The sequence below is a fragment of the Maridesulfovibrio zosterae DSM 11974 genome, from assembly GCF_000425265.1.
Classification (GTDB): domain Bacteria; phylum Desulfobacterota; class Desulfovibrionia; order Desulfovibrionales; family Desulfovibrionaceae; genus Maridesulfovibrio; species Maridesulfovibrio zosterae.
This window is the reverse complement of the sequence record NZ_AUDC01000010.1, coordinates 337,740-360,560: the sequence shown is the minus strand read 5'-3', so window position 1 is coordinate 360,560 and position 22,821 is coordinate 337,740. Positions and strand designations below refer to the sequence as shown.

22 protein-coding genes are annotated in these 22,821 nt (G+C 41.3%); 8 read left to right on the top strand and 14 right to left on the bottom strand.

All coding sequences use genetic code 11. From position 1 onward, the window contains the following. Window positions 1-37 precede the first annotated feature (37 nt). Window positions 38-520, top strand: coding sequence for a YchJ family protein (locus H589_RS0102355; protein WP_027720541.1), 483 nt, complete (start codon window positions 38-40; stop codon window positions 518-520). A 96-nt stretch (window positions 521-616) separates the two neighbouring features. Here the strand turns inward: H589_RS0102355 and H589_RS0102350 are convergent, their stop codons facing one another. Beyond that, window positions 617-1,204, bottom strand: a complete 588-nt coding sequence (locus tag H589_RS0102350) for a peptidylprolyl isomerase (protein ID WP_027720540.1) — start codon at window positions 1,202-1,204, stop codon at window positions 617-619. Between the two features lie 194 nt (window positions 1,205-1,398). Between H589_RS0102350 and H589_RS0102345 the strand changes: the two genes are divergently transcribed. After that, entirely contained in the window at window positions 1,399-1,809 is a 411-nt protein-coding gene (locus tag H589_RS0102345; RefSeq protein WP_027720539.1) for a bacteriohemerythrin, read from the top strand. Between the two features lie 80 nt (window positions 1,810-1,889). On the opposite strand, the gene H589_RS0102340 is transcribed toward H589_RS0102345, so the two are convergent. The 4 genes from H589_RS0102340 to H589_RS0102325 form a co-directional block, all read right to left on the bottom strand. After that, window positions 1,890-2,255 (bottom strand): Hsp20/alpha crystallin family protein, encoded by a 366-nt coding sequence (locus H589_RS0102340; RefSeq protein ID WP_027720538.1) that lies wholly within the window; start codon window positions 2,253-2,255, stop codon window positions 1,890-1,892. Window positions 2,256-2,267: 12 nt separating this feature from the next. Continuing rightward, window positions 2,268-2,681: an Hsp20/alpha crystallin family protein gene (locus tag H589_RS0102335; protein ID WP_027720537.1), complete on the bottom strand. Its 414-nt coding sequence runs from the start codon at window positions 2,679-2,681 to the stop codon at window positions 2,268-2,270. Between the two features lie 209 nt (window positions 2,682-2,890). Continuing rightward, window positions 2,891-3,319, bottom strand: coding sequence for an FKBP-type peptidyl-prolyl cis-trans isomerase (locus H589_RS0102330; RefSeq protein WP_027720536.1), 429 nt, complete (start codon window positions 3,317-3,319; stop codon window positions 2,891-2,893). Between the two features lie 69 nt (window positions 3,320-3,388). Then, window positions 3,389-3,574 (bottom strand): Trm112 family protein, encoded by a 186-nt coding sequence (locus H589_RS0102325; RefSeq protein WP_027720535.1) that lies wholly within the window; start codon window positions 3,572-3,574, stop codon window positions 3,389-3,391. A 129-nt stretch (window positions 3,575-3,703) separates the two neighbouring features. Between H589_RS0102325 and H589_RS0102320 the strand changes: the two genes are divergently transcribed. The 3 genes from H589_RS0102320 (at window position 3,704) to H589_RS0102310 (ending at window position 6,785) form a co-directional block, all read left to right on the top strand. After that, window positions 3,704-4,561 carry a PHP domain-containing protein gene (locus H589_RS0102320; RefSeq protein ID WP_027720534.1) on the top strand — a complete coding sequence of 286 codons (858 nt, stop codon included), beginning with the start codon at window positions 3,704-3,706 and terminating at the stop codon, window positions 4,559-4,561. 19 nt (window positions 4,562-4,580) lie between these two features. Then, window positions 4,581-5,864 (top strand): peptidase U32 family protein, encoded by a 1,284-nt coding sequence (locus H589_RS0102315; RefSeq protein ID WP_051249586.1) that lies wholly within the window; start codon window positions 4,581-4,583, stop codon window positions 5,862-5,864. A gap of 243 nt (window positions 5,865-6,107) precedes the next feature. Then, on the top strand, window positions 6,108-6,785 hold the full coding sequence (locus H589_RS0102310; RefSeq protein ID WP_027720532.1) for a CBS and ACT domain-containing protein: 678 nt from the start codon (window positions 6,108-6,110) through the stop codon (window positions 6,783-6,785). Between the two features lie 112 nt (window positions 6,786-6,897). On the opposite strand, the gene H589_RS0102305 is transcribed toward H589_RS0102310, so the two are convergent. The 4 genes from H589_RS0102305 to H589_RS0102290 all read right to left on the bottom strand — a co-directional run bounded on the left by H589_RS0102305 (window position 6,898) and on the right by H589_RS0102290 (window position 10,931). Then, entirely contained in the window at window positions 6,898-8,334 is a 1,437-nt protein-coding gene (locus tag H589_RS0102305; protein WP_245577025.1) for an HAD-IIB family hydrolase, read from the bottom strand. A gap of 154 nt (window positions 8,335-8,488) precedes the next feature. Continuing rightward, the gene (gene cmk, locus H589_RS0102300; protein WP_027720530.1) at window positions 8,489-9,160 is read right to left on the bottom strand and encodes a (d)CMP kinase; all 672 of its coding nucleotides are present in this window, start codon (window positions 9,158-9,160) and stop codon (window positions 8,489-8,491) included. Further along, window positions 9,160-10,254, bottom strand: a complete 1,095-nt coding sequence (gene hisC / locus H589_RS0102295) for a histidinol-phosphate transaminase (protein WP_027720529.1) — start codon at window positions 10,252-10,254, stop codon at window positions 9,160-9,162. Before hisC ends, cmk begins: the two co-directional genes overlap by 1 nt. Before the next feature lie 236 nt (window positions 10,255-10,490). Then, on the bottom strand, window positions 10,491-10,931 hold the full coding sequence (locus H589_RS0102290; protein WP_027720528.1) for a universal stress protein: 441 nt from the start codon (window positions 10,929-10,931) through the stop codon (window positions 10,491-10,493). Window positions 10,932-11,213: 282 nt separating this feature from the next. Between H589_RS0102290 and H589_RS0102285 the strand changes: the two genes are divergently transcribed. Next, window positions 11,214-11,699, top strand: a complete 486-nt coding sequence (locus H589_RS0102285) for a hypothetical protein (RefSeq protein WP_027720527.1) — start codon at window positions 11,214-11,216, stop codon at window positions 11,697-11,699. 93 nt (window positions 11,700-11,792) lie between these two features. Here H589_RS0102285 and H589_RS0102280 read toward each other — a convergent pair whose 3' ends face one another. After that, entirely contained in the window at window positions 11,793-14,678 is a 2,886-nt protein-coding gene (locus H589_RS0102280) for an insulinase family protein (RefSeq protein ID WP_027720526.1), read from the bottom strand. 242 nt (window positions 14,679-14,920) lie between these two features. Here H589_RS0102280 and H589_RS0102275 point away from each other — a divergent pair, with 242 nt between their 5' ends. Then, window positions 14,921-15,553 carry a peroxiredoxin gene (locus H589_RS0102275; protein ID WP_027720525.1) on the top strand — a complete coding sequence of 211 codons (633 nt, stop codon included), beginning with the start codon at window positions 14,921-14,923 and terminating at the stop codon, window positions 15,551-15,553. A gap of 286 nt (window positions 15,554-15,839) precedes the next feature. Here the strand turns inward: H589_RS0102275 and H589_RS0102270 are convergent, their stop codons facing one another. Genes H589_RS0102270 through H589_RS18985 form a run of 3 tightly spaced genes read right to left on the bottom strand, consistent with a single transcriptional unit; the run spans window position 15,840 to window position 19,595 of the window. Beyond that, window positions 15,840-16,517 carry a DUF47 domain-containing protein gene (locus H589_RS0102270; RefSeq protein ID WP_027720524.1) on the bottom strand — a complete coding sequence of 226 codons (678 nt, stop codon included), beginning with the start codon at window positions 16,515-16,517 and terminating at the stop codon, window positions 15,840-15,842. 18 nt (window positions 16,518-16,535) lie between these two features. Next, window positions 16,536-17,771: an inorganic phosphate transporter gene (locus tag H589_RS0102265; RefSeq protein WP_027720523.1), complete on the bottom strand. Its 1,236-nt coding sequence runs from the start codon at window positions 17,769-17,771 to the stop codon at window positions 16,536-16,538. A gap of 45 nt (window positions 17,772-17,816) precedes the next feature. Further along, window positions 17,817-19,595 carry a HAMP domain-containing sensor histidine kinase gene (locus tag H589_RS18985; protein ID WP_245577024.1) on the bottom strand — a complete coding sequence of 593 codons (1,779 nt, stop codon included), beginning with the start codon at window positions 19,593-19,595 and terminating at the stop codon, window positions 17,817-17,819. A 369-nt stretch (window positions 19,596-19,964) separates the two neighbouring features. Here H589_RS18985 and H589_RS0102255 point away from each other — a divergent pair, with 369 nt between their 5' ends. Beyond that, window positions 19,965-20,207, top strand: a complete 243-nt coding sequence (locus tag H589_RS0102255; protein WP_027720522.1) for a phage regulatory CII family protein — start codon at window positions 19,965-19,967, stop codon at window positions 20,205-20,207. On the opposite strand, the gene H589_RS0102250 is transcribed toward H589_RS0102255, so the two are convergent. Next, a complete protein-coding gene (locus H589_RS0102250) occupies window positions 20,204-22,759 on the bottom strand; it encodes a cyclic nucleotide-binding protein (RefSeq protein ID WP_245577022.1) in 2,556 nt (851 codons plus the stop codon). The two genes, H589_RS0102255 and H589_RS0102250, sit on opposite strands and share 4 nt — an antisense overlap. Window positions 22,760-22,821 lie beyond the last annotated feature (62 nt).

Below are 22,821 nucleotides of genomic sequence, written 5' to 3'. Positions count from 1 at the left end.
TTAAGGGCACGATAAAACTTATTTGGAGTCTAGAAACATGAATGAATGTCCCTGCGGCAGCGGCAATACATATGAAAATTGCTGTGAGCCTTACATCACTGGAAAAGAGCCTGCACCTACTGCTGAAGCACTCATGCGTTCCCGCTACACTGCGTTTGCAGTTCAGCAGGTTGCATATCTTGGAGATACCTTAGCTCCTGAAAGCAAGCATGATTATGATGAAGCACAGGTTAAAACTTGGGCTGAAACATCCACATGGCTCGGTCTGACTATTGTTTCAACTTCCAAAGGCCAGCCCGAAGACGAAACCGGTGATGTGGAGTTCATCGCCAAATTCAGGCAGCAGGGTGCAATCCACACCCATCATGAAGCAAGTCGCTTTGAAAAAAGAGATGGAAATTGGCTGTACGTGGACGGCGATATTGTACCCCCGATGCCAATTAAAAAAGATAAAAAAGTAGGACGCAATGACCCCTGTCCATGCGGCAGTGGCAAAAAATATAAAAAGTGCTGTGCATAACGCATCATTCTTTAAGTCTGAATAAAATAAACCCCGTTTCGGAATTTTCTGAAACGGGGTTTTATCTTTTTGGAATTAAAGAGTTAAAAATAAAGATTATTGTTTAACTTCTTCTGCTTTGATTATGATTATAGGCTTAACCGGTACGTCGCTATAGCCGCCTTTATTGAAAGTTACTGATTTTCCGATTTTATCAACAACTTTTTTACCGCCGATGACTTTCCCGAAGACAGCATATCCCCATTCAGCTCCTCTTGGAGCTTTGAAATTAAGGAAGTTGTTATCCTTAGTATTTATAAAGAATTGATCTGACGCAGAATGAGGATCGTCAGTGCGGGCCATGGCAATAGTATATTTATCGTTATATAGTCCGTTGCGGGCTTCATTTTCAATCTCTGGGTGAGTGGGGCGTTTCTGCATATTTATATCAAAGTTACCACCTTGAATCATAAAGCCATCAATAACACGATGAAAAATTGTTCCATCATAATGGCCTTCATTTACATATTGTAAAAAGTTGGCAACGGTTATAGGGGCTTTTGCTTTATCAAGTTCAAGTACTATGTTCCCCTTATTTGTCTGAAGTTTAACAAAAACTTTGGAATTTTCTGCATTAGCAAATGTTCCGGCAAAAAAAGCAGCACAAAAAAGAGCTGCAACCATAAATATTTTAATATTTTTCATTACTGATATTCCTCCTTCATTGGGTTTAATGCCGTTTACCAGAAACGCTATTAGCGGGCAAATATAATCCCGTTAAAAATATTACTAGTTGCTGTAGAGTTCATTGTATCGCAGCATGTCGGTATTTCTTTCATTTAATTTTCTTGAATTGGTGGACTGGAATATATACGCTGTATCAAATTTAAGGAGTGATTATGCCTATTTTATCATGGAAAGACGGATATTCTGTAGGGGTCAGGAGTATTGATGATGAGCATAAGCAACTTCTTGCTATGATTAACAGGGCTTATGATTCTGTTGAAAATATGGAAGAAGAAAAGGTTATGATTGAGCTGGTGGATGAGATGCGCAGATATGCAATGATCCACTTTGCAACTGAAGAAAAAATGATGCTCCAATATGATTACCCTTTTTCAAATGAGCACAAGCTTCAGCATAATGATTTTATGATCAAGGCTGCTTCTTCTAATAATATTCTGGATAGCAGCGCCAGTGGAGTAGAGCCTGTCAAAATTTTTAAATATCTTGCAGACTGGCTGCGTGAACATATCCTGAAAACTGATAAAAAGTTGGGAGAGTTCTTAAATGAAAAAGGTGTTAAGTAGCACTGAGTTTTTTATGATTGGAAATCAGGAAAGACCCTGAATTCAGGGACTTTCCTGATTTAAAAGCGACGTTAATAAAATTAACCGCTTGTAATTTCAATTTTGCGGGGTTTGACTTCCTGCTTCTTAGGCAGAAAAAGTTCCAGAACTCCGTCTTTCAAATTTGCTTTAATATTTTCACGATCAACAACGTCTGCAATAGTAAATCTGCGACTGTACTCACCATCAGAAAACTCTTGGTCAATATATTTTTCATCATCAGCCAGTGTTGTTGCTGATTTTGCGGATATTATCAGAGTGTTTTCATCGAGATCAATTGTAAGTGCCTCACGGCAAACTCCGGGTAAGTCCATGTACATGAAAAAACCATGTTCACTTTCTACGATGTCGGTTGACGGGCTGAATTTTTCAAGTTTTGTCTCATCATTCTGATATTCAATACTCATACTAAACCTCCCTTATCCAATTGCAATATCGACTTTTTTAGGTCTTGAAGCCTCTGATTTAGGTAGAACGATAGTTAAAATCCCATCTTTAATTGAGGCCGTTACGTTGTTTGCGTCTACTGGTGTATTGATGGAAACAATTCTTTGAAAGATTCCTGAAGGCCTTTCCTGTCTGAAATAGCGTCCTTCAGGTAATTTACGTTCACCTTTTATTACAAGATCCTTAGCAGTAATTGTTATTTCAACATCATCAATGCTAATTCCTGGAACCTCTGCCCTGATAAAAATTTTGTTTTCATCTTCACCTATGTTGAGAGGTGGATATGAAGCTTTTCCCCTTCTATAATGATGAGGATTAAAGACATCATGAAATATTTTATCAAATTCATATGGGAAATTATAGAAAGAACCAAAATCGATGACCATATAAAACCTCCTGCATTATTTTGTTTGTTAAAAAATATATATTCAATTTGAGTTGTCAATAATTCGTAAATATTCTTTTGATGAAATTTAAGTCATTTTTTAGTTAATTTTCTGTTTTACAATAAAAAACTCCCCTGCAAGATAATCTTGCAGGGGAGTAGATGATTTTTCTTTTCAAGAAAGAGGTGAGTCTTTCTTGGAATCATGAACTAAAGAATTTCAACCAGTTCAATCTCAAAAATCATGGTCTGACCGGCGAGAGGGTGGTTTCCGTCGAGAACAACCTGCTCATCGGTTACAGATTTGATAGTAACGTTGGTAACACCCTGGTCGGTATTAACCTGAAGCATCATGCCCACTTCTGGATTGATCTCGGGTGGAATCTGGTTGCGGTCAACTTCAAAGGTGTGCTCTTCGTGGTAAGGACCGTATCCTTCTTCAGGGCTGATTGTAGCCTTTACTTTTTCTCCTACTGCGAGACCTACGACAGCATTTTCAAAACCCTTAATCAACATTCCCTGACCGAGAACAATCTCAAGAGGTTCTCCCCTTTTATAAGAGGAATCAAATTCTGTACCGTCTTCGAGTGAACCGGCGTAGTGAACTCGGATTTTGTCACCGTCTTTGGCTTGGGACATGGAAACTCCTTGTGTGCGCGGCAAACCTTTATGGTTTAAAATCCGCTTTGTTTAATAATATTATAAAGTCTAATTTTTTTCCCATTTATCTGCCGGGATTGCCTCATCCACGAGCATAATGGGAATCTCATCTTTCACCGGATATATAACGTTACACGCAGCGCATTTAAGTCCGGTTTCACCACTTAGAAGATCAAGTTCACCCTTACATTTAGGGCAGACCAGAATTTCAACTAATTCTTTATTGAGAGTCATAGAAGGTACTCCTTGCACATCGACTGATCACTATCCTATAACTATAGAAAACAAATTCCTCAACCCCGTAGTTTCCACTTTGGGAAAGATGATTATATATACAAGAACATCTTTTTTCTGGAGAATGATATGCCCGCAATTGATCTTCATACACATTCCACTGCATCTGATGGAACTCTTAATCCTGTTGAGCTTGTTAAAGCCGCGAAAGAATCCGGGCTTGCAGCCATTGCTATTACTGACCATGACACGATGGCAGGGCTTCCCGCGGCCATGGAAGCCGGAGTTAAATGCGGGGTTGAGGTTATTCCGGGTTGCGAACTCAGTGTGGCGACAGATGTCGGAGTCCTTCATATCGTGGGACTTTGGGTTAATCCGTACTCTGAAGTTTTGAAGAAAGCCTTTAAAGAAGTTCGAAACAGACGCATCGCCCGCAATGAGGGCATGATTTCAAATTTGCAGAAACTTGGTCTGGATATTTCTATGGAAGATGTTCAGGAGCAGGCAACCGGAACGATCGGCAGGCCGCATATGGCTCGAATAATGGTTGCCAAGGGTCTTGTTGATAATTTTGAAGAAGCTTTCAAAAAATATCTGGGAAAAAATGGTAAGGCTTATATTCCAAAGGATAACATCTCAGCTAGTCAGGCTTTTGAGCTGTTACGTTCAACCGATGCAACCCCTATATTGGCCCACCCTTATCTGATCAGCTCTGATGAAGTGGTGCTGGACAGTGAGGTAGGAAGGCTTAAACAGCTTGGCCTTGAAGGAATAGAGGTGTACTACAGCTCTCATTCTATTGAGATGGTCGGGTTTTGCAAGAAACTGGCTCGAAAATATGATCTGCTCGCAAGTGGCGGATCTGATTTTCACGGTTACGTGAAGCCTGATATAAGCCTTGGAAAAGGTATGGGAAAACTTTTTGTCCACCATAGCGTGCTTGACGATCTTAAATCCTTCAGGCAGTCCAAGGGACTCAAAATTTAATTTTTTGCCCAACATAATTATGAATAAAACTATTACTGAAAATAAATCTGACAATCCCGAATATTCCAGACCTATTTTGCGCGAAATGCCGGAATTGCTTTGTCCTGCCGGGAACATGGAAAAACTAGAAACCGCTGTAATATATGGTGCTGATGCTGTTTATCTTGGCGCCGGTGGTTTAAATCTTCGTTCTGGTGGAGCCGGCTTTCAGTGGGAAGAGCTTTCTACTGCTTTTGAACTCACTCGGAACAATAATGTTCAGGCTTACTTTTGTATCAACGCCTATCCTAAAGAAAAGAGTCTCGATATGGTTCGCGCTGATCTTGAGAAACTGGCTGCTTGTCCTCCGGACGGATTAATTATTGCCGATCCGGGAGTTCTGATGCTTGCTTCTGAATATCTCCCTGAAGTTCCAGTGCATATCAGTACTCAGGCTAACACCGGGAATAGTGAAGCAGCGAAGTTCTGGAAAAATTTCGGAGCGGTAAGAGTTAATCTGGCCAGAGAACTTTCTGCTGCTGATGTTGCTGATATTGCTTCCAAATGTCCGGATATGGAACTTGAGATGTTTGTTCATGGAGCCATGTGCATGGCTATTTCGGGACGCTGTATGCTAAGTGCTTGGCTTAATGATCGTTCTGCCAACATGGGGCGTTGCACCCATCCATGCCGGTTTGAATATAAGGCTACAGGGATGCGGGTAGAAGAAAAGACTCGTCCCGGGCAGGATGTATGGGAAGCTGTAGAGCATGATGGACATACTGAATTTTTTGCCGCTGAAGATCTCTGCCTTGTTCATTATGTGCGTATGCTGACGAAGCTTGGTATTTCTTCTCTTAAAATTGAAGGGCGGACTAAAAGTTCTTCCTATATTGCACAGGTAGCTGATGTATATCGCACAGTTATTGATACCGCCAAGCAGGGCAGGTCTCTTCCAGAAACAGCTATGGCAGAACTTACCAATACCGCTACACGTCCGTTAACCACTGCCTTTTTTAAGGGGTCAGGGCCGAGTGTTATTGCACAGCCCCCATCTGCAGAAGAGCGCAAACCTGTTGTTGCCAGAATACTTGAACGCAAAGGAATAGATAGCTGGCTGGTTTCAGTGAAATCACGTTGGGAGGACGACTCTAACGTTGAAATAATCCTTCCCGGTCTTAAGCGTCCTGTTTTGGAGCATGGAGCTTACAGCTTCGAAGCTCCAAACGGAGAATATCGAGACACTGTTCATTCCGGTACACAGGCTGTGCTTCGGTCTGAAAACCCAGATCTTGCGAGAGGTCTTTTTATACGTAAATCGTAAACTATAACCTTCAAAAATGTAGTATTTTAACAGATAGAATAATATTCTGACCATATTATGTTATCCGAGTGATTTTTATTCTCGCGAAGATTGACCATAGAGATTAGATTATATAATCCTATAAGTAGGAAAATAAAGAGTTTGAACACCAAACGAACATAAATTAGATTATTTAAACAGGTCTGTTAATATAAACACTAAAGGCAAGGCCATCACAGGCAGCCTAATTTCAGGAGGTTCCATATGCTCGTCAAGAACTGGATGACAGAAAAAGTCATTACTCTTACTCATGATCGTTCCATGATGAAAGCTGCCAAGCTTATGAAGGATAATGATATACACCGGTTGCCTATTGTTGATGATGAAGGCGTACTGGTTGGTATTATCTCTGATCGTGATATTAAAGAAGCCTCACCTTCAAAAGCTACTACACTTGATATGCATGAGCTGTATTACCTGCTCTCTGAAATTAAGGTAAAAGATATAATGTCCCGCAAGGTCATTACTGTGACTGTTGAAGATACTGTTGAGAAAGCTGCCGTTTTGATGGAAAGTAAAAATATTGGCGGCATACCGGTTGTAGATGCTGATAACAAATGCGTTGGTATCATCACCGATACTGATGTTTTCAAGGTGCTCATTCAGATCACCGGCGTCATGGATGGTGGCATACAGATAGGGCTTACCCTTTCAAACGATCCCGGTTCACTGAATGAAGTTCTGGAATACCTGAAAGCAAGCAACGCCCGTGTCATGTCCATTCTGACCTCTTATGAGCCGGAACAGGATAATATGCGGCAAGTTTTTATTCGTATTCACGATATGGAAAAAGCTGCACTAAACAAAATTAAAGAAGATATTACCAAAAATTTTGATATGCAATTCTGGGTACGTGATTCCATTCACGGATTGACTTCCTAAATTCTGTTTTTAAGAATAAGTTAAAGCCCCGAAATTGATATTTCGGGGCTTTTTTTTGATAAAAGAATCTTTTTCAGGTATGCCAAATGCATAACTAAATTAAGTAAAAGATTTAATGCTGCACCAGCCATTTTCGGGGGATAGACCAGTAACCGTCTTTAGATGATTCGACAAGTTCATCCAGCAGTTTTGCAACCCCATGGTCCTGACATGAAGGGATATGTAAGTCCGCAGCAGGGAGAACTTCGGGAGCTGCATTGGCCACAGCGGCACTCAGTCCTGCATGACCGAACATAGTCAGATCATTTTCGCTGTCTCCAATTGCAATGCTATTGAGATCCGGCCAGCCTATTTCTTTCATAATCTGCATTGCAGCAGAGTGTTTACCATGTTTTGCCGGCCCTATTTCAAGAAATTCTTCTGCTGTTCGTACGCAGCTAAGGCCATGCTTCTCTGCAAGCTTACGTACAAATTTACATTGTTCAATTTTATTGCGGTGTGAGAAGGTTAATACTTTGATTACACCTTTTTTTTCAGGTGTAAGGCCTTTTTGGGGAAGTGTCTCACCCACAAGTGTAAAAGCATCTAACTCAGCTTTAAGAAGGTCTGACCTGGTCCAAATTCCGTCTGTGACATAGGTTGCATAATGGATTCCAGCTTCAAGCAATGTTTCTTCAATTGACTTGCATTGTGCGATGGTTGTTCCGTGGAGAGAAAGATCTCCGCTACGGTTAATCAACGAGCCGTTGACTCCGGCGTGAGCATTTTCACTGCCCACAATTTCTATCAGTTCAGGTATGCTGATCAGGTGCTTTCCTGTAACCAGAGAAAATTTTCCACCGGCACTTCTGAATCTCTCAATAGCATTAGCTGAAATCTCATCAATTATATTGCCCGGCTCAATAAGGGTTCCATCAATATCGCAGAAAATCCATGGCAACGGGGCATTACGATTCTGGGTGATATTTCTGGCCAAATAATCCTGATCCTTTCTTGCGGCTGGGAGAGTTTTTTTGGCGATTGCCGGAGCAATACTTCCAGTGCCGAATCTATTTTTAAGTTCAACAATACGCTGACCGAAAGAAAATGATTCGCCCAGCGGAGATGTCCTGAAGTCACAATAACATACCGTGCGTATAAGAATATTTTCTAAGTCCGGCACAGGGAATTTATCGTAGTACACTTTAATTTCAGGTAGATTTTGAATCTCAAGGGGGGTGCTGGAATGCCACAACACTGCTTCTATTACATCTTCAGGAGCACCGCAGTGGGCCAGATATGCTGCCCCATCAAGTGGATGAAAACCTGTTTTCGCGAGCTTTTCTGAGTAGCCTATGTCATGAAAAAGTGCTGCAATGATGATCTTGTCAGAAAGCTCTTTGTCATAGTTCATTTGTGAGACTATTCTTTTGGCTGTACGGCAGGCCTGACGCATGTGAGCCAGTCTGGTTGAGTCTGCATTGTAGAAAGAAGCAGCCAGTTCATCGTTGAAAACCGTTGCAATTGGTGCCATCGGTTCTGGAAAGATTTCTTTTAAAACAGAAGACAATTTAACGGAATGCTCCGCTTTGGCTATTTGATAGTTCATGATTTAAGTAGGTAGTTGCAGGTGGTTTAATGTCAAGTGAACATCGGGTTACAAAAAACATGGCCGCTGGGTTATTCTTCCAAGCGGCCAGATACATTGAGTATTAAAAATATTTTTATAAATGCTTTTTTTCTGTTTCTGAAACAAGACGTTCAAAAACCCCGTTGATATCAAGCTTGGTTGTATCGACAATTATTGCGTCTTCGGCAGGTTTTAACGGTGCAACTTTGCGATTGCGGTCCTGATCATCTCTGGCTTTAATCTGTTCAATAAGTTCATCCAGTTCGGCAGGTTTTCCCATTTCTTCGAGCTGGTTGAAACGTCTGCGGGCACGTTCTTTAAGGTCAGCATCAAGAAAGAATTTACAGGGAGCTTGCGTGAAAATGACTGTACCCATGTCCCGGCCTTCAGCAACCAATGATGTAGTTGTTCCGATATTTCGCTGTGCTGTTTTCTGAAAATTTCTTACCGCAGTGATTTTGGCCATATTTGAAGCCCACATGCCGACATTCTCTGTACGGATTTCATTTGTAAGTGCGATTCCGTTGAGACTTAAAGTCGAATTGCTTCCGCTGCCGGAAAGGGTGAATTCAAGATTTTGCAAAGCGGCTTCAATAGTTTCATTTTTCCAGTCCCATGCTCCTTTGCCAAGTTTCCATGCTGTAGCTCTGAACATGGCTCCGGTATCAAGGTAGGCAATTTCAAAATGATCAGCTAGACGCCTGGCAAGAGTTGATTTGCCCACACCTGCTGGACCGTCGAGAGTAATAATAAAAGGCGCAGACATTAAAGCAGCTCCTTAAGTGTTTTTAGAAAAATTTTATTTTCATAGTCAGTGCCCATATTAACTCTGATGTAGTCGGCAAGACCGAAACTTTTTAGAGGGCGTACGATAATTCCTCGTTTGAGAAGTTCATCAAAGACTTCAGCTGCATTACGTGTTGGTTTGAACATAATGAAATTAGCTTGAGAATCAAGGACTTCACAGCCTATTGCTCTAAGCTCGTCTGTGAATAATTTCCTTCCGCGCTGCACTACATCAAGTGTTTTCTGATAGAATGCTTCGTCACTAAGCACAGCAACAGCAGCTTCTTCAGCAAGAATGCTTACGGTGAATGGAGCGCGGGATCGGCTGATATAATCAGCAAGTTCTGGGCTCATGATACCGTAACCTATGCGCATTCCAGCCAGACCGTATGCTTTGGAAAATGTGCGCAGTAATACGATATTGGGAAATTCATTCAGCATTGAAAGCATGTCATATTCTTTCGCCGGAGTAGCAAAATCAATGTATGCTTCATCAATTGCCAAAATGGTCTGTGCAGGAATTAATGATGCGATTTCACGCAGTTCACGGGCTGGAACAGCCAGACCTGTAGGATTATCCGGTGTAGTTATAAAAACAATTGCTGTTTTATCTGTTACCGCAGCAGCAAGAGCTTTGAGCGGCTGCTTATGACCGGCATCGCGGGGGACCTGTCTGAAACTGATACCACATAGTCTGGACATAAGTCTGTACATGCTGAAGCATGATTCGTAAGTCAGCACTTCATCCTGCCCCGGCTGAGCTTTGACGCGCAGGAGAAGGTCAATAACCTCGTCCGATCCGTTACCGCTGATGATACATTTTTCATCAACTCCAATGCGCTTTGCAATTGCTTTATTCAAGCGGGGATTGCCGTTCTGAGGATAGCGGAAAATATATGGTGCATGGCTAATAATGGCTTTTTGAGCAATTGGAGATGCACCAAGGGGGTTTTCGTTGCTGGCAAGTTTAATAACGGTATCCAGACCGTATTTTTCTTTTATTTCCTCGATGGTAAGTCCCGGAACATAGGGCTTAGTTTCCATCACATCAGGACGGACTTTGATGGCGGACATGCTGTGATCCTCTTATGGTGGTGAATTTCCCCGAGGGGCATTTGAATAGTTTCATTCTGAATTTATCGGGGTTGCAGCAAATTTAGTAGTTGGGAATATGGGATTTGTCAAAAAGCTCTTATAAGAATAGGTGATTTATAACTGGTTTGACTTAAATACTAATATGCAAAAGTAAGTCCTCCACTTCATATTGAAGTGGAGGACTCTTTAAGCCAGGGGGCAAGCCTGAGTCTTTTTTAGGTAGGTCTCACGGTCAGAACAGGGCAGTTGGCAGCCTTGACTACCTTTTCAGCGACAGAACCGAATAGAATGCGATCAATACCTGCACGGCCATGAGTTCCCATTACAATCAGATCTGTGTTTTCGTTTTTTGCAATGCTGAGTATTTCTTCAGCAGCATATCCAGTAACAACCTTACCGCTTACACTTACATCTTTGAAATTGTCATCAATGAAGCTTTCCATCGATGAGTCGGCACCTGTAACTATTTCACCTACAAAGTTTTCGATTGAGCTGGGTGGTACATGAAACCCTACATACTGGTCCAACGAAGGAGCAACATACAGGCACATGATCTCGGCCCCCATCTTCTTTGCAAGTGTACTTGCATAGTCAGCAACAACAGGGCTGTGCTCGGAAAAGTCAACTGCACACAAAATCTTTTTTATATCAACCATATTATCCTCCTTATTTCAAAGTTGTGTATTGAAAAAGCGTATTTAACTACTCTTATATCAAATATTATCCCAAACTAGATAGCATGGACAAGCATTTTCTTATGATTTATTGTACAGGTGGAAAAAAATTCTATTTTATTTTTCTTTATGGTTAATTAAGGAATTTTTTTCCGACCTTGTTTTTAGTATAATGACAATTATTTCAGTCTATTGCTTTAAAGTCTAGACTTTGGCAAGGTCATTGCATGATATGCCGTGAAACCAAAGGCTGAGGAGTAAAATATGAAGATAAGTCCTGAACAGATTGAAGCCTTACAACAGCAGCAACAGCAGCAAAGTAATAAGGCAAAGAAGGTTGACGGGGCGGCATTTGGAGAATTTCTTAATCAGGAAGTGCAGCAGGGCGAAAAAAATAAGTCTGTTGCAGCACCTCCAGTGCCTGGTCTTCATGCCATGAACCCCATGCTGCAGGTGCAGCAGACTGCTCCAGTGCAAAGTGCGCAGGTCAGTGAAGGTGAATTTGTAGGCAAAGTTGAAAAACTTTTCGGAGATTTTGAGAATTACGCACAGCAGGTAGGTACCGCTTCTGAAGGCGGTCTGAAGCAGGCATACAGTACTCTTGAAGGTATTCAAGGTGGTGTTGATTCACTCAAGAAAGACTGGCCCGGCGTAGCAAGCGAGAATCCCGAACTGGGTTCAATTGTCAGTGAATTAGAAGTCATGGCAGTGACCGAACAGATTAAATTTAACAGGGGGGATTACGTGTAGTTTTAATTACACCAATCCCTTTGCGTAAGGAAGCTTATGCTAAAACCCCGGACATTTGTATGCCCGGGGTTTTTAATTTTAACTAGTTTCTCATTACAGAACATCAACCAGATCAAATTCTCGTCCTGATTCCTGCATAGCTTTTTTACTGCCGAGGACTACAATATCGCCATGTTTTGCAACAGTTTTGGCTGCCTCTGCAAAGTTACGGAAATCATGCTCACTGCAGCTGAGTACCTGCTCACGGATGGACTGTCTGAATTTAGCATCTTCTCCGCAGAGATAGCGTACCATTGAGGTATAACCTTTGGCATCTGGAAGCATGTAGTCGTCAATTTCGCCTATTCCACCCAGAACAGCTTTTTCCAGCTCATCATTGTTTACTTCGATACTGTTCAGGTATTCGCCGACACCATCATAAGTCTGGATAGTACGGTTCAGATTCGGGTCACGATATGAAACAAAGCTCAGGCTGCCGGAAGTACGGTCGAACATTGAAAATGATCCATAGGCTCCGCCTTGCACGCGTACTTTATCCCACAGGTATCCGGTACGCAGATAACGACTGATAACATGAGCAGCTCCTGAATATTGGTAGCCGTGCTCAAAGACATTTGCACCCTTGGCAACATAGTTGACCTGAGCCGGGATGCAGAGTCCTTCTGCTTTTGAAAAGGAATGCATGTTACGTGTCGCTTTGCTGTGGGTTCCAGCAGGAAGGTTGCCCACCATATCAGCGATAGCTGTTTCAATATTCCCAAATGATTTTCCATCAAGAGTGACATTAGAAAGCAGGTTTGCCTGATTAAGTATTACCGATCTTATTGTTTCAAGGTCAGCAACTACAGATTCAAAATCATTGTCAACACGCTCTGCAAGGTTGCGCAGGAATTCAAGTCCTGTGATACCGTTCATAAGTTCATTGATGAATCCAGCTTCGTTGAAGCGTGCTTTCATGCGTGTTGCCGCGATGATATGACCGGAAGGGATGAGTGATTGTTCTTTGCGTGCTTTGGCTTCGAGTACAATCTGGCGGATACGATCTTTATTATCAAGTGAAGCCTCAAGTAGAAGTTCACTGATGATATCCAGCAGATCAGTTGTCCGTTCAGCTGTTGCTTTGCCTCGCAGTACAAAGCGGGTGCAGGTTTCTTCAGAGGCATGATGGGCTGAAACAATTGTGGTAGGTGATATTCCACCTGTTTTGGCAGCCATGCGTCTGGTCATGGTGACAAAGTCTGTAGATTGGGTTCCTGTCTGGGTCAATGCCCGTCCAAATATGGGCAGGTATGGGATCAATCTATCCTCAAGACCTGCAAAATCAAATGCGAGGTCTAGATATGTGATTCCGTTGGTGTCTATATCATGGAAAAGTAATTGTTCTTTTTCTTCGCAAACTATTTCTTTTCCATGTTTATCGAGATCTGAAATTTGCAGGCGCGGGATTGTATCCAAATCTTCAGGTGAGTCCGGCGCTTCCTGTTCTTCCTGAAGTTCTCTGGCCTTGCTGACTGCTGCAGCATATTCCTGATCATCCATTGCGCTACGAGCTTTTTCCAGTTTATCCTTTTCGCGAGCCTCACTGGCTGGACCTACTTCACTATCTGGGACCATCAGTACACTTGTACGATAATTATTATTTAAGAAGATTTTTTCAATCAGGGATTCAAAAATTTTCTCACCTTTTTCAATTTTAGCTTTGATATCTTCCAGCGGTTTTTCATAGCGAATGTACTCAAGAGGGTGTCCATCATAGAGCCATGAGGTCATTGCACTGATCATAACAGAAAGACCACGGGGGTATGATCCGGTATTGTTTTCACGCAGATGAAATTCAATGGTATTAACTGCTGCATCAATATCTTCTTGCGCGACACCTTGGGCAGCAAGCTCTTTTAAAGTTGCAAAGATAAGTTCTTCAACTTTTTGTGCATCTTCCTTATCTATGCCTTTGAGACCCGTGGAGAAGTATAGCTGGCGGAGTTCATTTTCAAGTCCTACACCTGCAAGATCTTCACCCATACCCGAATCATTCAATGCTTTACGTAGCGGAGAGGATGGCAGACCGATAAGTATCTCTTCCAGTACGTTAAGTTCAAGATCAGACATCGCATCTCGATCCTGCTCTATTCCGAAGTTTACTGTAACCATAGCCTTTTGACCACCTTCATCAGAAGCAGCGTATCTTTTTTCAAGCGCTATAGGCTTATCAAAGGGGGGTTGCATGGCTATTTCAGATTGCGGATCAATTTTATCAAACTGGCAGAAATACTCATCCAGCATTGCAAGACGATGTTCAGGATCATCGTCTCCATAAAAGAATGCATAAGCATTTGATGGATGATAGTATTTGCTGTGGAATTCCATGAATTCTTCAAAAGTAAGGTCCGGGATTACTTCCGGATTTCCACCTGAGTCAAGGCCGTACGTAGTATCTGGAAACAGTGAATGCTGAGTGTGTTCATATAGCAGGCTGTCCGGTGATGAATATGCCCCTTTCATTTCGTTAAAAACAACACCTTTATAGCTGAGACTTCCATCATCTTCAGGAACGTAATGCCAGCCTTCCTGCATAAGAGTATTCGGTGTAAGGTTAGGAAAGAAAACAGCGTCAAGATATACTCCGACGAGGTTGCGGAAATCCTGCTCATTGGGACTTGCAACAGGGTATACGGTTTTATCCGGATAAGTCATTGCGTTGAGGAATGTTTGCAATGAGCATTTAAGAAGTTCAACAAACGGTTCTTTAACAGGGTATTTTCTGGACCCGCACAATACGGAGTGCTCAAGTATATGGGGTAAACCGGTACTGTTTTCAGGAGGGGTGCGAAAACTGATTCCGAAAGTTTTATTTTCATCATTGTTAATTATAGATAGAAGTCGTCCACCTGTTTTCGCATGTTTGTAAATTACAGCCTCACCATTAAGTTCAGTCAGATATTCACGTGATATTTCTATAAATCCATGTAGTTTGGTCATTTATTATTCTCCATATTGGTTATGAATTTTGAAAATACCTAAAACGACATCTTAAATCAATTACTCTTAGCATCGATTGTTAACAAATTTTATTAATAAAATTGAGATAATAAAAAAATATCGATAAAGATTACGATTATCGTTGACATGAAATAAAGATTTATCTAATCTTCTTTCAACACAAGGCAAAAAGATGTTAAAGATAATACTGATTTTAACTATATAAGCACAGGAGATAAAAAATGAGTTGTCATCACGGAGATTATGAAGAGGTTCTTTCTATTGCAGCAATCGGGGAAACCGTTCCTGAGTTTGTTATGGAAGCATACGATCCATGCGATTGCGGTTTTTGCGAAGTGAAATTTGAAGAAGTTAAAAAAGCCGGTAAGTGGCTGGTCTTATTCTTTTACCCAGCAGATTTCACATTCGTCTGCCCGACAGAACTAGCTGATCTGGCAGATAAACATGCAGAGCTGGAAAAACTCGGGTGCGAAGTTGTTTCAGTCTCGACTGATACCAAATTTGTTCACCTTGCATGGAAGACTGACGAAAGACTGCTCCAGAACGTAAAGTTTAAAATGGCTGCAGATCCAACCGGTGAAGTCTCAGATTTCTTCGGTGTATATGATCACGATACAGGACTGGCTCTTCGCGGTACATTTATTATTAACCCTGATGGCGTTCTGGTTTCATCTGAAGTTAATTTTTACAATGTTGGCCGTAACGCACAAGAACTGGTTCGTAAAATTGAAGCAAATGTTTATCTTAAAGACCATCCAGCCGAGGCATGCCCTGCAAAGTGGACTCCCGGTGAAAAGACGCTTACTCCCAGCGAAAAACTTGTCGGTAAGGTTTACGAACAGCTTAATGATTAATTAGTTCCTCTAAAAAGCATTAAATAATTACAGTCTACACCTTAATGCTTTACCATTACACCCTCGTCTCATGAACATCAGCAGAAAGCCCGGAATCATTCGACCGATTCCGGGCTTTCTTGTTTTTGAATTATTCAATACTCGATGCCGTGGGATAATTAAAAAAAAACTGGTAGCAATTGAAATTTTAATCAACTGCTACCAGCGTATTATGCGGTAAAGCATGAGTTTGTGAAAATATGTATTCACAAACATAAGAGGACTAAACAGAACTCAAATTTATATATTATCTTGATATCATTGCCCGCAGAATATCAGCGCATCCTTCAGCCTGATGAGCCATCTCATTAAGGCAATCTACGAAATGCATAAGCTGATAAATATCTTTAAAATCCATATCTGAATTATAGATTCTGTTGGTCAGTTCTTTTCTAAGTTCTACAGCTTTTGCGTAGTGTTTACGTACTTTTCTGAATTTATTTTTTGTGCCTTCACGGTCAATAGATTTGCCGTCATTCAGTGCTATTGTGGCTTTGAGCGCAGGACCGAGGCTTGTTGTCGTGTCGTTGACCTCAGAAAGGAGCAGTATAAGATCTTTCTGATATTCGACCGGTATCGCTACCTTGCGCATAGCAAGCCAGTGCAGCGCTTCCTGAGCATTATCGAGGACGTTGTCCTGACTGCGTGTATAGTTGAAAAAAAGTGTTTTATCCACAGCCATGAAAAGAGAGTGCGGTAGATGATTGCGAATAGACCTTTTGATTTTATCTGCCTGACTTTCTACCTTGTCGATCTGTTCAATGAGTTCTTTGAACTCTCTGCATGTGTCGTTTCCGGCAACATAGCATTCTACAGAATCGTTGATAATATGAATGCATTCGGCAATCTTGTTATAATGTTGAACCAGCCCTTCCATGGGATCTTTGTTCGCAATAAGGCCGAGAAAAGGAAGACGAAAGTGCATAATGTTCTCCTTGTTTTATCAGATGAAAGCCCATTTAAGCAGGCTGAAAATGGTAATACTCGTAAATGCTGCAATGGGAACAGTTAATACCCAGTACAAAACAATTTTTCCAAGAATTTTAAAGTTAACTGCGGAAAAACCTCTTGCAAGACCAACACCGACAACAGCACCTACTGCGGCGTGTGTAGATGATACCGGTAGGCCCATATTTGAGGCGGCTAATACCGTTGTAGCAGCTCCGAAGTCAACAGCAAAGCCTCTTGTATTAGTCAGTACAGTAATCTTTTCACCAACTGTAGCCATAACTTTGTGTCCCAGCAATGAAATACCTATAGCAATACCGAGTCCGCCCATAACAAGCAGACCGATTGGGATATCGGCTTTAGCGAGAAGCACATGCTCTTTAGTAATAAGATAAATAGCTGCAACTGGTCCAATAGCATTGGCCACATCGTTGGCACCCTGCGAAAGGGCAACATAACATGATGTTCCAACTTGAAGTTTACGAAATGTTTCTTCAACTGCTTCAGCGCCTTGCTCTGTGTTGCCAACAAGTTTGTTGACTGCAAGTCTTCCTGAAAACCAAACAACACCTGCGATAGCAAAAGCCAGGCAGAGTGAGCCCAGAAAAGAAAGGTGAAGTCCTTTTCCGACCGGGGTTTTGTAGAGGAAGGAAAGCGCTATTAGAAGAACTGTAAGACCCATCCATATAGGAGCCCATTTCTGTGCCTGATGGATGAAATCTTTTTTGAAGAGAATTGTTTTTCTAATGTGAGTGAAGATTAAAAAGGCAATGATCGCAGCAAAGAATGGTGAAATAATCCATGACATAACGATTCCAACCATTTTCAACCAGTTAACGACGTCAGGCCCCCCTGCTACAAGACCGAATCCAAGAATACTTCCTACAATCGAGTGAGTAGAGGAAACCGGCAGGGCGGTCAGAGTCGATATCAAAACCCATAATCCAGCAGCCAGCAATGCTGAAAACATGCCGATCATCATTATCTTCGGATCTGCTATTGCAGCCGGATTGATAATTCCTTTACTGACAGTTGCTGTCACATGGGAACCAAGGAAAACTGCTCCCACAAAGTTAAGTGTGCCGGCAATTAGCACTGCTTGCCTGATACTTATAGCTTTAGCTCCGACGGCAGAGGCCATAGAGTTAGCCACATCATTCGCGCCGAGGTTAAAAGCCATCATGAACCCTGCAAACAGGGACAGGTAAAAAAACAAATCATAAATATCCATAAGAGATAATCCCCTTGTTGAGAACCTGGTAATGATTTACAGCTTTTAAGAGCCGTCTGTTACCGGTAGCTTCACACAGAATGATGAACCGGTCTCAGTGTCTGCGTCAATAGGGCTTTTAACCCAGATGTCGCCGTTAAAGTTACGTACAAGGCTGCGGCAAAGGGCCAATCCAAGACCAGAACTTCCATTCTCCACAGCATTTTCATCCAGTTTAAAAAATCTTTCAAAAATTCTTTCTTTATCTGTTTCGGCAATACCCGGTCCTTCATCAGAGATGCTGGTGACAACAAAGCCGTCTTCAAGTTTTGCCTGAACCATAATCTTGCTGTTTTCCGGGGCATATTTGATGCCGTTCTCAATTAGATTGTCAAATATCTGGGTCAAACCTTCGCTGGTACCGGTGACCCTGACTTCAGGGACAGAACCTTTTGTAATTGTAATTTTTTTCTTTGCAGCTTGTGCGCTTAAGTTGCTGACACTAAGTGTAATGCATTTTTGCAGATCAGTTGGCTTAGTCCGCAATTTCTTGCCTGAGTATTCACTGCGGGCCAGCGCAAACATGCCTGTTATTACCTTGGACATATGGTTTGCATTATCTAGAATGGTTCCAAGGAACTGTTTCAGTATTTTTTTATTTTCAGGAGGATTGTCAATAAGAGTTTCCGAATAGCCTTTGATACTCGTCAGTGGAGTTCGTAACTGATGTGATGCATTAGAAACAAAGTCACGAAGGACTTTTTCAACGCGGCGAACTTCACTGATGTCGTGAAAAACAAGAATAAGTTTGCGTCGGTTTTTATGATCTTCATAAGGACAGACTGTAACATTCATTGAGCGTCCGTCCTGCAAATCAAGAATTAGCGAGGCAGAAGTCTTTTTATTTTTATGCTTAAGGATATTGTCAACGGTGTCCTGAATTTCGTGCCGAGTAAGAACTTCAAGAGGCATTCTGCCTTTGTAGCTTTGGGACTGAGGCGCTATTTCCATCATAGAGTTGTTAACCGACTCTATTTTTCCCTCCGGATTCAGAACCATGATGCCTTCTTTCATGTTTTCAAACATTGCATCAAGCTGATTTCGTTGATCTTCTATGATGTGAATGTGGTCCTGAATTTTATGGGCCATGGTGTTGATAGAATCAGCCATCATCTGATATTCTCCGCCGGGAATAACTCTGATGCGTTTGTCGTAGTCTCCCTCTCCAATGGCTCTTGCTGTATCGGAAACTTCTTTAACCGCTGCTGTAGTGCGGTTGCCGATGAATTTAAGAGTGATTGCTGTTCCCGCTGCAATTAGAAATATTAGGATTGAAAAGTGAATTTTAACCCGTTCCAGCCTTTCACCGATGACAGAGTAGGGCATAGCAAGACGTATTAGTTCTCCGTCATTACCCATAGTTTGAGCGACATAAAGCATGCGGGTTTGCAATGTTTTGCTGTAACGGATGTTTTTGCCTGTCCCACTTGCTTCTGCAGCAATTATTTCTGGACGATTAGAATGATCGTCAAGTTCTGGAAGTCTGGATTCTTTGACATCGGAGTCGGCAAGAACCTTACCGTTTTTAATATATGTAATACGGATCCCAAGTTGTGAGCCCAGTGTTGTAACTTCTTTTTGAAAAAAAGAGCTTCCGGGAATTTCAGGGCTGTGACTTACTTTCCAGCTTACATATTTCATTAATCGGGTAGTGTTCTGTCTACTTGAACTGATGAGCTCATCAGAAACTGTTTCGTAGTAAAACCAAAAAGTCAGCATCAGGGAACAGAGCATAACTGCCCAACCCCAAAGAAGGATTTTCATATGTAATGATTTGCTGGACAAAAATCTTCCCCTGTTTGTTGCTGACCGAGATCTTAAAACACTCCAGTTTTGTAACAAAGGAGTAACAAGCATGTAAAATACATTAGGTCAAGTTTTGTTACAATAAGAATGCTATGATGTAAGTTGTTGAAAAATAAAGGATTAATGTAATATTTTGCAATAAGTTGTTTTTAAGAGTTTGTTACAATCTGGTGACATTTAACTTTTTACTTAAATATGCCAGAAAAATTGAAATGAACTAGGTGGCTTCCCAATGAAAATGAACTGTCTAAGCGATTACATACTATATACTATGTTGAGAGTTTATTTGTTTTAAGTTAACAAGAGCAAAAATTGTTTCGGCAATCAAAAAAATAAAGGCTGATCAAGATGTCAGAAAAAATTGAAAAAGCTATTCAGGAACTTGTCATCAACGGACCTATCCCGGTAGAGGAACTTGCAAGGAAACTTGGTAAAAGCCCTAAAACGTTGATTCGGGAAGTTAATCCGGAAGATAAAAAAGCCAAGCTCGGAGCTGAGACTCTTGTAGAAATTATGAAGCTTACAGGTGGGGTAGAACCATTAAAGCTTATGGCAGAAGAACTAGATTTTACAGTTGAATCATCAGATTAATCCTGTAAAATTGTGTTTGTAGGGGCTGTAAGCAACCATGGGTTGCTCTCATATTCGAAAATGAATTGCAGGCCATTGTAGTTGTTATAATCTATTTTCATGAGTGTATGTTCTTTTAGAAGAACGTCCATCATGGGGGCAGGGCCATTTTCTTTTCCGGTAATATTTGTTTTCATGAGTGAAATATGTTCAGCGCTGTTCTTGGCTGATTTTTTTATTGTCTTTTTTGAAGTTGCTGCTAACCGAACTTTATCTATTTTTGTCCTTGTAGCAAGATTAACCAGTTCTTTTTCTAGATCTTCTCCAGTTAACGAGGACATTATCTTTCCGAGATTCACTACATCTGGATATGCCGGTCTACTATCCAGGGCTTCATCATATAAATCATCCGCATCAACTTTTTTACCGAGAAGAAGAGCAATGCAGCCCTGATTATTTAGTAGTCGAGCAGTGCTCCCTGCATTACTTAATCCTATGGCCAATTCATACAAAGAGTTTGCTTTTTCCAGTTCTTTGGCTGAGTTGTGGAAGATTCCAAGTGTTGCATAGGCATCAGCTTGCATAGATACTACTTTACTTCTGCTACGTGCGTCTGAAAAAGTTGAACTCGCTGCATATTCAAGAGCAGAAGCTATTTCTGGAGAGGGAGCTGTAACCATTTCTCTTATGAGCATATTAAGCTGTAGTAGTCTTGGTTGAAGTCCAATTGTTCCTTCTAAGGGGGGACACAAAGCAATTTTTGCAGCTTCCCTGTCAGGCGAGTATGCAGAAAAATAATAGTTCGCAGATATTATTAAGGGAACTTGTGGCATTTTTTCTTTGAGAAAAGACGTCCTTTTAAATATTGCTCCAAGTGCTTGTCTATCTTCTAAATCAGGATATGCCAGCCAGTTATCGAGCACTTCAATTCCTGCTTCAAGCAGCATTGCCTGTGGTTTATTAAATTCTTTATATCCTTCGGTATACTCAAGTGTTTTTGGTAGCATAAAACGTGTTGCCGAAGCTTCTTCTGAGTTGCGTCCATCAATCTGTATAGTCGGAAGAGCTTCGCCAATAATTCTTTCCATTTGATAAGCTAATGCTGTTTCGTAGAAAAACCGGTCCTTATGCATCATATGCTCAGCTCTTTCAATATATGGACGGGCTGAAAGCAGGTTGCCTGTACGCTGGAAGGCAAGACGTGCAAATCCTGTGAGCGGTCTGGCATCGCTAGGATGAGAGCTATGTAATTTATGGAAAAGAGGTTCTGCAAGATCTGCTCTATCGAGCAGTATCAGTGCATCTCCTTTTACAAGTTGCAAATCGAGAGGGTCTGTATCTGATATTGATGTAGCGGTTTTGCATAGCGCTGCACTCTGAGCAAGTTCTTTAATCTGCATACGTATATTTGCATTTAAGTCCGGCTTTGCAAGTAATGGTCTGAGCAATTCAAATGCGGCATCACCCAAGGTTTTGTCCAAATTACTGTATTGTGCTTTTGCTGTTGTCAGCAGCATTTCAGGGGCAACAGGAAGTGAGGATACAGAAATGGACCCAGATAGAAGAGGAGCTGCTTTTGTTACTTCTTCAGCTATCATGGCTTGGTTACCAAGGGAGTAGAGAACCCATGGTGTTATAGGTGAATGAATTTGTTTGGCAATAAGTCTGGAGGCAAGTATTAACTGGGTTTCCTGTGCTGCATTGTATGCTTGAGAAATAAATTCAATTCTATTTAGTGTATCTTCAAGAATATTGGAGTCTGTACTTCCATTCTCCATATCTTTTTGTAGCTTTTCGGTAATGATTCTGACGGATTCTGAATCCAAAAAAGAACACATTTTCATTAAGATGATACTTAGATCAAGGTTAGCCTTTTCATAAGAATAAATTTTATTCCTTATGGCACCGGCGACGGTGACAAGATTTTCTATTCTTTCAGGGTTTAATTCTTCTGTAGGATATGAGAATTCTGCTAGTATTTTGTCAGCTTCAAATGCCAGATAGCCAGTACTGTTTGCTGTTAAGTATACTTTTTTATCATTTCCAGATCTTACGGGGAATTCAGGAAGATCAATTGTTGGCGGTCCTAGAATATTATCCAGAAGTTTTTTTCCCGGGCCAGGCATCCCGGCAGCGACGATCATTTCTTTCTCTTTGACAGAAATTTTCAGCTTACGTCCTGCACGGCTCGGAGTAAGGTATAGTTGAGCCTGATCAAAAAGACCGCAATTTTCGAGAATAACCCTTGCGGCAATTATTTTTTCAGGTGTAGCTATTTCTCCGGGTACTATTTGTGCTAAAGCCATAATGGCATTAGGGGTCAGTCTGTTATCGCCAGTAACTTCAACAGCCATGATGACTTGATTGGATAGGAGGTTGATTACTGATTTTGCAAGCTGCTTCGCAGCAGGTTCAAATGTTTTACCTCCAATCTGTTTTCCCTTTATAAATACTTCCGGTTCCAGATGAAAGTTATCGGTAAGCAGCGCTGAAAACGAAGTGTTTGTTTTGCTTTTTTCAATCAGTCCAGAAATTGAATAGCGGTAGTCTATATTAGAATCCGTACTTTTCACGCACTTCAATCCTTCTTTGCAAAGTGTTTTTTCTAAATATAATTTAAATTCAGGGGAGGAGT